12 protein-coding genes are annotated in these 12,459 nt (G+C 65.0%); all 12 read left to right on the forward strand.

Annotated features, from left to right (window positions below):
• Positions 1-21: 21 nt before the first annotated feature.
• Positions 22-1,119 (forward strand): phosphate acyltransferase PlsX, encoded by a 1,098-nt coding sequence (gene plsX, locus ABL840_RS10080; protein WP_093305660.1) that lies wholly within the window; start codon positions 22-24, stop codon positions 1,117-1,119.
• Positions 1,119-2,096 (forward strand): beta-ketoacyl-ACP synthase III, encoded by a 978-nt coding sequence (locus ABL840_RS10085; RefSeq protein WP_093305658.1) that lies wholly within the window; start codon positions 1,119-1,121, stop codon positions 2,094-2,096. The genes plsX and ABL840_RS10085 overlap by 1 nt, the downstream gene beginning before the upstream one ends.
• 58 nt (positions 2,097-2,154) lie before the next feature.
• Positions 2,155-3,108 carry an ACP S-malonyltransferase gene (gene fabD / locus ABL840_RS10090; RefSeq protein WP_093305657.1) on the forward strand — a complete coding sequence of 318 codons (954 nt, stop codon included), beginning with the start codon at positions 2,155-2,157 and terminating at the stop codon, positions 3,106-3,108.
• Positions 3,109-3,135: 27 nt separating this feature from the next.
• Positions 3,136-3,879, forward strand: coding sequence for a 3-oxoacyl-ACP reductase FabG (gene fabG / locus ABL840_RS10095; RefSeq protein WP_093205043.1), 744 nt, complete (start codon positions 3,136-3,138; stop codon positions 3,877-3,879).
• A 99-nt stretch (positions 3,880-3,978) separates the two neighbouring features.
• Positions 3,979-4,218 carry an acyl carrier protein gene (acpP, locus tag ABL840_RS10100; protein WP_007830471.1) on the forward strand — a complete coding sequence of 80 codons (240 nt, stop codon included), beginning with the start codon at positions 3,979-3,981 and terminating at the stop codon, positions 4,216-4,218.
• A gap of 99 nt (positions 4,219-4,317) precedes the next feature.
• Complete coding sequence (fabF, locus tag ABL840_RS10105) at positions 4,318-5,562, forward strand: beta-ketoacyl-ACP synthase II (RefSeq protein ID WP_093305655.1); 1,245 nt, start codon at positions 4,318-4,320, stop codon at positions 5,560-5,562.
• A gap of 13 nt (positions 5,563-5,575) precedes the next feature.
• Positions 5,576-6,058 carry a hypothetical protein gene (locus ABL840_RS10110; RefSeq protein ID WP_093305653.1) on the forward strand — a complete coding sequence of 161 codons (483 nt, stop codon included), beginning with the start codon at positions 5,576-5,578 and terminating at the stop codon, positions 6,056-6,058.
• Positions 6,059-6,068: 10 nt separating this feature from the next.
• On the forward strand, positions 6,069-6,740 hold the full coding sequence (rpoE, locus tag ABL840_RS10115; protein WP_093205035.1) for an RNA polymerase sigma factor RpoE: 672 nt from the start codon (positions 6,069-6,071) through the stop codon (positions 6,738-6,740).
• A gap of 17 nt (positions 6,741-6,757) precedes the next feature.
• A complete protein-coding gene (locus tag ABL840_RS10120) occupies positions 6,758-7,432 on the forward strand; it encodes a sigma-E factor negative regulatory protein (RefSeq protein WP_093305651.1) in 675 nt (224 codons plus the stop codon).
• 25 nt (positions 7,433-7,457) lie between these two features.
• Complete coding sequence (locus ABL840_RS10125) at positions 7,458-8,537, forward strand: MucB/RseB C-terminal domain-containing protein (protein WP_093305649.1); 1,080 nt, start codon at positions 7,458-7,460, stop codon at positions 8,535-8,537.
• A gap of 107 nt (positions 8,538-8,644) precedes the next feature.
• Positions 8,645-10,123, forward strand: a complete 1,479-nt coding sequence (locus tag ABL840_RS10130) for a DegQ family serine endoprotease (protein ID WP_093305647.1) — start codon at positions 8,645-8,647, stop codon at positions 10,121-10,123.
• Between the two features lie 522 nt (positions 10,124-10,645).
• On the forward strand, positions 10,646-12,457 hold the full coding sequence (gene lepA, locus ABL840_RS10135) for a translation elongation factor 4 (protein ID WP_093305645.1): 1,812 nt from the start codon (positions 10,646-10,648) through the stop codon (positions 12,455-12,457).
• The last annotated feature ends 2 nt before the right edge of the window (positions 12,458-12,459 follow it).

Raw genomic sequence — 12,459 nt, forward strand, 5'->3', positions numbered from 1 at the left:
TAGCGTCGGGCCTTTGTTTTGATGGCTACGCCTTCTTCTCCCGAAATCACTGCTGTGCCTTCCGCAATCACGCTCGCCGTGGATTGCATGGGGGGTGACCATGGGCCGCGCGTCACGCTCGCGGCCTGCCGCGCGTTTCTCGAGCGGCACAGCGAAGCCTCGTTGCTGCTCGTCGGTGCGCCGGCCGCACTGGCGGGGTTTGCCTCGCATCCGCGTGCCCGCATCGTCGCAGCCAGCGAGGTCGTGGGCATGGATGATCCGGTCGAAATCGCCTTGCGCAAGAAGAAGGATTCTTCGATGCGCGTCGCGATCCAGCAGGTCAAGGACGGCGCCGCCCAGGCGGCCGTTTCCGCCGGCAATACCGGCGCCCTCATGGCGATCGCACGCTATCTGCTCAAGACGCTCGAGGGCATCGATCGCCCGGCCATTGCGCCGCAGCTTCCCAATGCCAAGGGCGGGGCAACGACCGTGCTCGACCTGGGCGCCAACGTCGATTGCGACGCGGAAGACCTGCTTCAGTTTGCCGTGCTCGGCTCGGCGTTGGTGTCGGCGCTGACCGGCAACGAGGCGCCTTCGGTTGGCCTGCTCAATATTGGCGAAGAAGCCATCAAGGGCAGCGAAACGATCAAGAAGGCAAGCCAACTGCTGCGTACGGCTGCCAATTCCAAGGATCTGAACTTCTACGGAAACGTGGAAGGCAACGATATTTTCAAGGGCACGACCGACATCGTCGTCTGTGACGGTTTCGTCGGAAATGTGGCGTTGAAGGCCAGTGAAGGCGTGGCTTCGATGATCGGCGAGTTCATTCGCGTCGAATTTTCGCGAAGCGTTTTCACCAAACTGGCGGCAATTGTTGCCTACCCGGTTTTAAAAGCGTTCAAAAGCCGGCTGGATCATCGTCGGTACAACGGCGCGGCCTTGCTGGGCCTGCGCGGGCTGGTTTTCAAGAGCCATGGCTCGGCCGACGAAGTGGCTTTCGGCCACGCCCTGGATCGCGCTTATGATGCCGCTCGCAACAACCTGCTCGATCGCGTGCGGGCCCGCATCGCCCACGCCGCGCCTTTGCTCGCGCGGCAGGAGCCGGCGGCGCCGGTCGACGCGACGGCCCTTCACGTTTGATGACTCCTTATTCACGCATTACCGGCACCGGCAGCTACCTGCCCCCACGCCGCGTGACCAACGACGATCTCGCCAAGGATCTGGCAACGCGAGGCATCGAAACCTCCGACCAGTGGATCGTCGAGCGCACCGGTATTCACGCCCGGCATTTCGCCGCGCCGGATGTCACCAGCAGCGACCTCGGCCTTCATGCCGCCAGGCACGCGCTGGAAGCCGCCGGCCGCAAGGCCGGCGACGTCGACCTGATCATCGTCGCCACTTCCACGCCCGACATGGTGTTCCCGTCGTCGGCCGCCATTCTCCAGAACAAGCTCGGCATTGCCGGCTGCCCGGCGTTCGACGTCCAGGCGGTCTGCAGCGGCTTCGTCTATGCACTGACCGTTGCCGACGCGATGATCCGCACCGGCACCGCGCGTTGTGCGCTGGTGGTGGGCGCCGAAGTGTTCTCCCGCATCCTCGACTTCAACGACCGCACCACCTGCGTGCTGTTCGGTGACGGCGCGGGCGCGGTGGTGCTCGAGGCGAGCGAGGAGCCCGGCATCCTGGCCAGCGACCTGCACGCGGATGGCAAGCACGTCGGCATTCTTTGCGTGCCGGGCCATGTGTCGGGCGGCAACGTGCTGGGCACGCCGCTGCTGCACATGGATGGACAGGCTGTCTTCAAGCTCGCGGTCCGCGTGCTCGAGGAGGCGGCGCGCGCCACGCTGGCCAAGGCCGGCAAGCTCGACTCCGACATCGACTGGCTCATCCCGCACCAGGCCAACATCCGCATCATGGAAGGCACGGCCAAGAAGCTGAAGCTTCCGCGCGAGAAGCTGATCGTCACGGTCAACGAGCACGGCAATACCTCCGCCGCGTCGATCCCGCTGGCGCTCGACGAGGCCGTGCGCTCCGGCAAGGTGAAGAAGGGCGACACGCTCATGCTCGAAGGCGTGGGTGGCGGCTTCACCTGGGGCGCGGTGCTATTGAATCTGTAGTGAGTGCGTTGCGGTGCCCTCTGGAGGGCGCCCGCAATGCGAGACGACGCGTAAAACAATGAAATCCTTTGCATTTGTCTTTCCGGGACAGGGCTCGCAGGCAGTCGGCATGCTCGACGCCTGGGGCGATCACCCCGCGGTGGTCGAAACGCTGCGCGAAGCATCCGAGGCGCTCGGCGAAGACATCGGCGCGCTGATCAAGAATGGTCCGAAGGAAGAGCTGGCGCTCACCACGAACACCCAGCCCGTGATGCTGGTGGCCGGTGTCGCCGCATGGCGTGCCTGGCTGGCCGAGGGCGGCGCAACGCCTTCCGTCGTGGCGGGGCATTCGCTCGGCGAGTATTCGGCTCTGGTCGCTTCGGGCGTGCTGACGCTCGCGCAGGCCGCGCCGCTCGTGCGCTTCCGTGCGCAGGCGATGCAGCAGGCAGTGCCTGTCGGCGTCGGCGCGATGGCCGCAGTGCTCGGCATGGAGTCGGGCAAGGTGGTGGCCGGCTGCGCCGAGGCCACGGCGAGTTTCGGCCCCGGCAGCACGGAAGTCGTCGAGGCGGTGAATTTCAACGATCCCGTGCAGACGGTGATCGCCGGTAGCAAGGCCGCGGTGGACAAGGCCTGCGAGCTGCTCAAGGCCAACGGCGCCAAGCGCGCTCTGCTGCTGCCGGTTTCCGCCCCGTTCCATTCGAGCCTGATGAAGCCGGCCGCGGAAGCGCTGCGCGAGAAGCTGGCTTCCGTCACGCTGGCCGCGCCGCAGATTCCGGTGCTGAACAACATCGACGTCGCCGTCGAGACCGATGCCGACCGCATCCGCGATGCCCTGGTGCGCCAGGCCGCCGGTCCGGTGCGCTGGGTCGAGAGCGTGCAGGCCTTGAAACTGCGCGGTGTAGCCGCCATCATCGAGTGCGGCCCCGGCAAGGTGCTGGCCGGCATGGTGAAGCGCATCGCTCCCGATCTCGAGGCCGCGTCGGTGTACGACCCGGCAACGCTCGCGGACACCCGACAATCGCTCGCCGGCTGACCGGCGCAAGGCTCCCATACTTTTCTTATGAGCATTCCCAAATTCGAAGGGCAGGTTGCCCTGGTCACCGGCGCGACGCGCGGCATCGGCGCGGCGATCGCACTGGAGCTGGCGCAGCGCGGCCTCAAGGTCGTGGGCACCGGTACCACCGACGATGGCGCGGCCAAGATCACCGCAGCCCTGAGCGCATACGACGGCCGCGGCCGTGCGCTCGACGTCAACGACGGCGCCGCCGTCGAGGCCCTGATCGACGAGATCGTGCAGGCCTACGGCGCCATCCACGTGCTGGTGAACAACGCCGGCATCACGCGCGACACGCTCGCCATGCGCATGAAGGACAGCGACTGGGATGCGGTGCTCGACACCAATCTCAAGGCCGTCTTCTCGCTCTCTCGCGCGGTGATCCGCCCGATGATGAAGCAGCGCTATGGCCGCATCATCAGCATCACCAGCGTGGTGGGCGCCTCCGGCAATGCCGGCCAGGCCAACTACGCCGCCGCCAAGGCCGGCGTCGCGGGCATGACCCGCGCGCTGGCCCGCGAACTGGGCAGCCGCAACATCACCGTCAACTGCGTCGCTCCCGGGTTCATCGAGACCGACATGACGGCCAGCCTCCCCGAAGCCCAGCAACAGGCGCTGCTTCAGCAGATCCCGCTGGGCCATCTGGGCAAGCCGGCCGACATCGCGCACGCTGTGGCGTATCTCGCATCGCCCCAGGCGTCCTACGTCACGGGGCAGGAGCTGCACGTCAACGGCGGCATGCACATGTAGCCGCAAGGCGCAAGTTTTCTCCGTCCCGGGGGCACGGCAAATGCCACAATGCGCCCGGCTAAAATCCACCGATTACCTACAACCCTCAGAGGGAACCAAATGAGCGATATCGAAGCACGTGTCAAGAAAATCATCGCCGAGCAGCTCGGCGTGGAAGAGTCCCAAGTGACGAACGAAAAGGCTTTCGTGGCCGACCTCGGCGCCGACTCTCTCGACACGGTCGAACTCGTGATGGCACTCGAAGACGAATTCGGCATCGAAATTCCCGACGAAGATGCCGAGAAGATCACCACGGTGCAAAACGCCGTCGACTACGCCACCAAGAATCAAAAGGCCTGATAGGCCAGCTGACAAGATTGCAACTGCGGCCGGCGGCTTTTTCTTGAACCGCACGCGCCGACAGGCAACTGTTCAGCGCTTCCAGAAAGGTTTGCCGGCATGACCAAACGCCGCGTCGTCGTTACCGGACTCGGTTGCATCGCTCCTGTCGGAAACTCCGTAACCGAATCCTGGGCCAACCTGTTGGCCGGGAAGTCGGGCATTGCGAACATTACCGCGTTCGATGCAAGCGCCTTCGCCTGCAAGTTCGCAGGTGAGGTCAAGGGTTTCGACATCACCCAATACATCTCGGAGAAGGAAGCGCGTCACATGGACCGCTTCATTCATCTGGGGCTTGCCGCCGCCATCCAGGCGGTGCAGGACAGCGGACTGCCGACCGGCGAAGCGCTTTCCTATGAAGAGGCCGTGCGCATCGGATGCAACATCGGCTCCGGCATCGGCGGCCTGCCGATGATCGAGGAAACGCACGGTGAACTGATGAACCGCGGCCCGCGTCGCGTGTCGCCGTTCTTCGTGCCGGCTTCGATCATCAACATGATCTCGGGTCATGTCTCGATCAAGTACGGCTTCAAGGGGCCGAACATCGCGGTCGTGACCGCCTGCACCACCGGCCTGCATGCCATCGGCACCTCGGCGCGCATGATCGAATACGGCGACGCCGACGTGATGATCGCCGGCGGCGCCGAGTCGACCATCTCCCCGCTCGGCATCGGCGGCTTCACCGCGCCCCGTGCGCTCAGCACCCGCAACGACGATCCCGCAACGGCCTCGCGCCCGTGGGACAAGGACCGCGACGGCTTCGTGCTGGGCGAGGGCGCCGGCGTGCTGGTGCTCGAGGAGTACGAACACGCCAAGGCGCGCGGCGCCAAGATCTACGCCGAAGTCGCCGGCTTCGGCCTGACGGGCGATGCGTATCACATGACCGCGCCCGACGTCGACGGCCCGCGCCGTTCGATGGCCATGGCGCTGTCGAACGCAGGCGTCAACGCCGACCAGGTGCAATACCTGAACGCGCACGGCACTTCCACGCAGATCGGCGACGTCAACGAGACCAATGCGGTCAAGCTGGCGTTCGGCGATCACGCGAAGAAGCTCGTCGTCAATTCGACCAAGTCCATGACCGGCCACCTGCTGGGCGGCGCGGGCGGCATCGAATCGGTGTTCACGGTGATGGCGCTGCACGAGCAGAAGAGCCCGCCGACCATCAACATCTTCAATCAGGATCCGGAGTGCGATCTCGACTACTGCGCCAACGAGGCGCGCGATCTGAAGATCGACGTCGCGGTCAAGAACAACTTCGGCTTCGGCGGCACCAACGGTACGCTGGTGTTCAAGCGCGCTTGAGCATTGCTTCGCCATGCACAGCGCGCCGTCGGTGACCTACCCGGTGGGGCGCTCGCGTGGCGCGACCCGGATTCTTGTCGTTCTCTGGGCCCTTGGGGCCATCTGTGCAGGCGCATCCTGCTATCTCTTCGATAGCGTCGGATGGCGCCAGCTGCTGCTGGTTCTCAGTGTCGGTTTCGCGGGTGTGGCTGCGGGCTTCGGTCTGCGGCAGGAGGGTGCGGGCGTCCTGCATTTCGACGGCCTCTACTGGTCGCTGACGGGTGGCCGTGCCACTCGCGCCGTACATGCCGCCCGGATATTTGTGGCGCTCGATTTCCAGTCCCTGATGCTGGTGCGGCTCAACGAGCCGGGGCGTGCCCGCCGCTGGATCTGGATCGAGCAGCGGGCCATGCCGGAGCGCTGGCGCGACCTGCGCCGCGCGGTATATTCGCGCCCCCCGTCCGCGGCACCCGCGGCCGACACCTGGCGTGCGACCGCTCCGGCCGACGCGCCCTGAACCTTCGTCGATGACCACTTCCCCGCCCGTGCCGCCGGATTCCGGCCTGACCGACGCGCCCGCCGTGGCGCCGCGTCCGGGCGAGGTCGACTTCCAGCTGGTCCAGCGCACGGTCGCCGGGGACCAGAAGGCGTTCGAGCTGCTGGTCATCAAGTACCAGCGCCGCATCGAACGCCTGATCGGGCGGATGGTGCGCGATGTCGACCTGATCGAGGACATCGCGCAGGAAACCTTCATTCGCGCATACCGGGCCCTGCACCAGTTCCGCGGCGAGGCGCAGTTCTACACCTGGCTCTACCGGATCGCCGTCAACACCGCCAAGAAGGCGCTGGTGGACATGAAGCGCGATCCGACTGTCTCCGAGGCGGCCCTGAGGCCTTCTTCCGAGGACGATGATGAAACTTACCGTCCTGGAAACGAACCAACCAGCGACGAAACCCCCGAATCGGTCATGGCGGCGAACGAAATCGCCGGTGCCGTCGAGGCAGCCATGGAAGCGCTCCCCGCCGAGCTGCGGCAGGCGGTCACGCTGCGCGAAATCGAGGGCATGAGTTACGAAGAGATTGCCGAGGTCATGGATTGCCCCATCGGCACGGTGCGTTCGCGTATTTTCCGGGCGCGCGAGGCCATTTCGGCCAGGGTCAAGCCGTTGCTGGACAACCAGTCCGGCAAGCGTTGGTAAGTAAGCAGGTGAATGAAATGAATCAGACGATGACGGTTCGGGAACAGGTGTCCGCACTTGCGGATGGTCATTTGCAGGGCGAGGCGTTCGCGCAGGCGATCGACGCTGTCTGCGCCGAAGGCGAATCGCGCGCGACCTGGCAGGCCTACCACGTGGTGGGCGACGTGCTGCGTTCCGGTTCCCATTCGCCGTGCAGCGACACCTCCGCGTTCCTGGCGCGCTTCCAGCAGCGGCTGGCAGCGGAGCCGGTGATGGTGACTCCGGTATCGGAGCCCGTCGCAGTGCCGGTGGCGGTGCCCGTGCAGCGCAGGGCGGAAGCGGCGAACGAGCCGGTGTTCCGCTGGAAGCTGGTGGCGGGCGCAGCATCGCTGATGGCCGTTGCCGCCATCAGCTGGACTCTGGTCGGCAATGGCTCGGCCGTGCAACAGGGCAGTGCGCAGCTGGCTTCCGTCCAGCAGCAACAGCAGCCGGCCGTCAATTCGGTGCTGGCTGCGGCTGCGGTCAATGGTCCGCAGGCGGCGAGCAATACGCTGACCCCGACGCGCGTGATCGTGGGCAACGGCAACCCGCAGGTGATGCTGCGTGATCCCCGTCTCGATCAACTTCTCGAAGCGCACCAGCAGGCTGGCGGTGCCTCGCAAATGCCTTCCGGCTTCCTGCGCAATGCCACTTTCGAGGGCCCGACGCGCTGAGCGCGCGCACCCGTAGCCGCCCGTAATGACCGTTCCGATGCCGATCTCCGCACGCGCCTTCGTGCTTGTGTTTGCCGCTTTCTGCTTGGCGCAGGCTGCCACTGCGCAGACCCGCTCGGGCACTGCGAATGCGAAGAGCGCGGCAACGGCGCAGACGGACGAGCCGCCGGCGATGAGCGTGACCGAGTGGCTGCAGCGCATGCACACCGGCGCACGGCAGCGCAACTACGTGGGCACCTTCGTCGTGTCGGCGCCGGGCGGGGATCTGTCGAGCGCGCGCATCTGGCATGTGCGCGACGGCGAGCACCAGATCGAGCGCATCGAGGCTCTGTCGGGGCCGCCGCGTTCGACCTTCCGGCGCAACCGCAACGTCATGACCTTCCTGCCGGAGGCCAAGGTGGTGAAGGTCGAGAAGCGCGAGAACCTCGATCTCTTCCCGAACCTGCCGGACAAGCCCGATTCGTCCATCGGCGATTTCTACGACGTGCGCGCGATCGGCAAGGACCGTGTCGCCGGCTTCGATGCCGACGTGGTGCAGCTGGTGCCTCATGACGGGCTGCGCTTCGGCTACCGTATCTGGAGCGAGCGCCGCTCCGGCCTGGTGGTGAAGCTGCAGACCGTCGACAGCGATTCCCGCGTGGTCGAGCAGTCGGCGTTTTCCGAGCTGCAGCTCGACGCGCCGGTGAAGGCGCAGGCGCTCGCCCAGATGATGTCCAACACGTCGGGCTACCGCATCGAGAAGCTCGAACTGGAGCGCAGCAACGCGCAGGACGAAGGCTGGACCCTGCGCACGCCCGTGGCCGGCTTCAAGCCCCGAAGCTTCTTCCGTCGCCCTGTGGCGGGTGATGACGGCGGCGGCAAGTCGAAGCAGGATGCGGCCACGGTCCAGTGGACCTTCTCCGACGGACTCGCTTCGGTGTCGCTCTTCATCGAACGCTACGACCCGGCGCGCGCGCCGCGTGACGGCGTGCTGACCATCGGCGCGACCAACGCCATCCGCCGTCGCCTGCCCGAGCCGGCCAGCGACTGGTGGCTGACGGCAGTCGGCGAGGTGCCGCAGCAGACGCTCAATGCATTCGCCCAGAGCCTCGCGCGAACGCGCTGATTCGCCGGCAGGCAGATCGCACGGGCGCCGATTGCGCTGAACCAAGCACTCGGCGCAGACTCATAGCACTTGTTTTTCAGCCGCTCTGTTCTTTTGAAAGAAAACCGATGATCTTCAAAGTCGAGGGACACAAGCTTCGTTCCGGTCTGCTGGCTTTCGCGCTCGCCCTGACGGCTGGCGCCACTTTCCTTCCGGTCGAGCCGGTCCACGCGCAGACACGCACGCTGCCCGACTTCACCGATCTGGTCGATCAGGTCGGCCCTTCCGTGGTCAACATCCGTACCGTGGAGAAGGTCGCGCAGCGCGGCGGCAACGGCGAGATGGACGAGGAAATGCAGGAGTTCTTCCGCCGCTTCTTCGGTCAGCCCCTGCCGGGCCAGCCGCGGCAGGGACCGCGCCAGAATCGTCCGCAGCCTCAGGAGGAAGAGCGCCCGCGCGGCGTTGGCTCCGGCTTCATCCTCACGCCCGACGGCTATGTGATGACCAACGCGCACGTGGTCGAGGACGCGTCCGAGGTGCTGGTCACGCTGCCGGACAAGCGCGAGTTCAAGGCAAAGATCGTCGGTGCCGACAAGCGCACCGACGTCGCCGTCGTCAAGATCGAGGCGACCGGGCTGCCCGCGGTGAAGGTCGGCGACATCTCCAAGCTGCGCGTGGGCGAGTGGGTGATGGCCATCGGCTCTCCCTTCGGCCTCGAGAACACCGTCACTGCCGGCATCGTGAGCGCCAAGCAGCGCGACACCGGCGAATACCTGCCGTTCATCCAGACGGACGTGGCCATCAATCCCGGCAACTCCGGCGGCCCGCTGATCAACATGCGCGGCGAGGTGGTCGGCATCAACAGCCAGATCTACTCGCGCTCGGGTGGCTTCATGGGCATCTCGTTCTCGATCCCGATCGACGAGGCGATCCGCGTGAGCGACCAGTTGCGCACCTCGGGCCGCGTCTCGCGTGGCCGCATCGGCGTGCAGATCGACCAGGTCACCAAGGACGTGGCCGAGGCCATCGGCCTGGGCAAGGGGCAGGGCGCGCTGGTGCGCGGCGTAGAGGCCGGTTCGCCGGGCGAGAAGGCCGGTGTCGAGCCGGGCGACGTCATCACCAAGTTCGATGGCAAGCCCATCGAGAAGCCGAGCGACCTGCCGCGCCTGGTGGGCAACACCAAGCCGGGCACCAAGAGCACGCTCACGGTGTTCCGCCGTGGCGCCTCGCGCGATCTCAGCGTGACCATTGCCGAGATCGAGCCCGACAAGCCAAGCAAGCGTGCGAGCGATCGTGACGAGCAGGCGCAGAAGCCGCCGGCATCCGCCGCCGCCAAGTCGCTGGGCCTGACCGTGAGCGACCTCACCGATGCACAGAAGAAGGAGCTGAAGGTGAAGGGCGGCGTGAAGGTCGATGCCGCCAGTGAAGCCGCGGCCCGTGCGGGTCTGCGCGAGGGCGACATCATCATGGCGGTTGGCAATACCGACGTGTCGAATGCGCGCGAATTCGAGTCCGCCGTTGCCAAGTCCGACAAGAGCAAGTCGCTCAGCATCCTGTTCCGCCGCGGCGATTGGGCGCAGTACGCGCTGATCCGGCAGACACGCTGATCCGGCCCTGGCGTCAAGTGGCCCCACCCGGCAGTCGGGTTTGGGGCCGTTTTTTTGAGGTGTTTACGACGTTCCGACGCCGGCCTCTAAAAAAATCATAGGCCTCGAAAATGCCGGTTTTTGTTTGCGATTACTAACTTTCAGAAGGGCTAAGGACGGATTTCGGTAGAATAGGGCACTCTCGGCGGCTGGTCGGCGCATAAGGAGTCGCCCGACCTTCACCATGCGAGATGTCAGATAGCAGTCCACCGGTGCTCCACAGATCGCCCACAAGTTGTTCAGTAACTGCTTCACCGATCCTGTTGATAACCTGTTCATATCTTTGATGTTGTGGACCTGCAACGACCCCTTTGGACCCCGTTCCCGGATGTACGCGCTTCCCTTTTTGCCTACAATGAAGCTCCAACTACTGCAGTTGCCATTGCTTGTTGGTTCAGGGCGCGTCTCCAGAAGACGCGCCCTTTTTTCTTGCCTGTAGCACTCTGCGTACGAGCCAATTCAAGTACTTAAGCGTTCCCGTTGATGAATCACATCAGAAATTTTTCGATCATTGCGCACATCGACCATGGCAAGTCGACGCTCGCAGACCGTTTGATCCAGCGTTGCGGCGGCCTCGCGGAGCGCGAGATGGAAGCGCAGGTTCTCGACTCGATGGACATCGAAAAAGAGCGTGGGATAACCATCAAGGCGCAGACGGCTGCGCTGCACTACAAGGCGCTCGACGGGAAGGTCTACAACCTCAATCTGATCGACACGCCGGGTCACGTCGACTTCTCGTATGAAGTGAGCCGCTCGCTGTCCGCATGCGAAGGCGCGCTGCTCGTCGTCGATGCATCGCAAGGCGTCGAAGCGCAGACGGTGGCCAACTGCTACACCGCACTCGATCTCGGTGTCGAAGTGGTGCCGGTGCTCAACAAGATGGACCTGCCGCAGGCCGACCCCGACAACGCGAAGGCGGAGATCGAGGACGTGATCGGCATCGACGCGTCCGATGCGATTCCCTGTTCCGCGAAGACCGGCATGGGCATCGACGAGATCCTCGAGGCGATCGTCGCCAAGGTGCCTCCGCCGCGCGGCAATCCCGATGCAGCGCTGCGCGCGATGATTATCGACAGCTGGTTCGATGCCTATGTCGGCGTCGTCATGCTGGTGCGCGTGGTCGACGGCCGCCTCGCCAAGGGCGAGCGCATCAAGATGATGGCTTCGGGCGCAACGTACAACGCCGACAACCTCGGCGTGTTCACGCCCCATACCGAGCCGCGCCAGTCCCTCGAAGCGGGCGAGGTGGGCTTCATCATCGCCGGCATCAAGGAGCTGCAGGCAGCGAAGGTCGGCGACACCGTCACGCTGATCCGCGCTGGCACCGGCGGTGCGGTCGCCACCGCCAGCGAGCCTCTGCCGGGCTTCAAGGAAATCCAGCCGCAGGTGTTTGCGGGTCTCTACCCGACCGAAGCCAGCGAGTACGACTCGCTGCGCGACGCGCTGGAAAAGCTCAAGCTCAACGACTCCTCGCTGCACTATGAGCCCGAGGTGAGCCAGGCGCTCGGCTTCGGCTTCCGCTGCGGCTTCCTCGGCCTGCTGCACATGGAAATCGTGCAGGAGCGCCTGGAGCGCGAGTTCGACCAGGACCTGATCACGACCGCGCCGAGCGTGGTCTACCAGGTGGTCAAGAACGACGGCGAAGTGATCATGGTCGAGAACCCGTCCAAGATGCCCGACGTGGGCAAGATGGCGGAAATCCGCGAGCCGATCGTCACCGTGCACCTGTACATGCCGCAGGAATACGTGGGCTCCGTCATGACGCTGGCCAACCAGAAGCGCGGCGTGCAGATGAACATGGCCTACCATGGCCGCCAGGTCATGCTGACCTACGAGATGCCGCTCGGCGAGATCGTGCTCGACTTCTTCGACAAGCTCAAATCGGTGAGCCGCGGCTACGCCTCGATGGACTACGAGTTCAAGGAGTACCGCGCCTCCGACGTGGTGAAGGTCGACATCCTGCTCAACGGCGACAAGGTCGACGCGCTGTCGATCATCGTGCATCGTTCCCAGTCGCAGTACCGCGGCCGGGCGGTGGCTTCGAAGATGCGCGAGATCATTTCGCGGCAGATGTTCGACGTGGCGATCCAGGCCGCCATCGGGGTCAACATCATTGCGCGTGAGACAATCAAGGCCCTTCGCAAGAACGTTCTGGCGAAGTGCTACGGCGGCGACATCACCCGCAAGAAGAAGCTGCTCGAGAAGCAGAAGGCGGGCAAGAAAAGAATGAAGCAGATCGGCTCCGTCGAGGTCCCGCAAGAGGCCTTCCTCGCCATTCTGCAAGTCGAAGACTGATC

This window comes from Variovorax sp. NFACC27 (assembly GCF_048301545.1).
Lineage (GTDB): Bacteria > Pseudomonadota > Gammaproteobacteria > Burkholderiales > Burkholderiaceae_C > Variovorax > Variovorax gossypii.

What these genes read in the sequence shown, in the direction of transcription:
- plsX (WP_093305660.1), top strand. Translation starts at nt 22, where the DNA reads ATGGCTACGCCTTCTTCTCCCGAAATCACTGCTGTGCCTTCCGCAATC.
- ABL840_RS10085 (WP_093305658.1), top strand. Translation starts at nt 1,119, where the DNA reads ATGACTCCTTATTCACGCATTACCGGCACCGGCAGCTACCTGCCCCCA.
- fabD (WP_093305657.1), top strand. Translation starts at nt 2,155, where the DNA reads ATGAAATCCTTTGCATTTGTCTTTCCGGGACAGGGCTCGCAGGCAGTC.
- fabG (WP_093205043.1), top strand. Translation starts at nt 3,136, where the DNA reads ATGAGCATTCCCAAATTCGAAGGGCAGGTTGCCCTGGTCACCGGCGCG.
- acpP (WP_007830471.1), top strand. Translation starts at nt 3,979, where the DNA reads ATGAGCGATATCGAAGCACGTGTCAAGAAAATCATCGCCGAGCAGCTC.
- fabF (WP_093305655.1), top strand. Translation starts at nt 4,318, where the DNA reads ATGACCAAACGCCGCGTCGTCGTTACCGGACTCGGTTGCATCGCTCCT.
- ABL840_RS10110 (WP_093305653.1), top strand. Translation starts at nt 5,576, where the DNA reads ATGCACAGCGCGCCGTCGGTGACCTACCCGGTGGGGCGCTCGCGTGGC.
- rpoE (WP_093205035.1), top strand. Translation starts at nt 6,069, where the DNA reads ATGACCACTTCCCCGCCCGTGCCGCCGGATTCCGGCCTGACCGACGCG.
- ABL840_RS10120 (WP_093305651.1), top strand. Translation starts at nt 6,758, where the DNA reads ATGAATCAGACGATGACGGTTCGGGAACAGGTGTCCGCACTTGCGGAT.
- ABL840_RS10125 (WP_093305649.1), top strand. Translation starts at nt 7,458, where the DNA reads ATGACCGTTCCGATGCCGATCTCCGCACGCGCCTTCGTGCTTGTGTTT.
- ABL840_RS10130 (WP_093305647.1), top strand. Translation starts at nt 8,645, where the DNA reads ATGATCTTCAAAGTCGAGGGACACAAGCTTCGTTCCGGTCTGCTGGCT.
- lepA (WP_093305645.1), top strand. Translation starts at nt 10,646, where the DNA reads ATGAATCACATCAGAAATTTTTCGATCATTGCGCACATCGACCATGGC.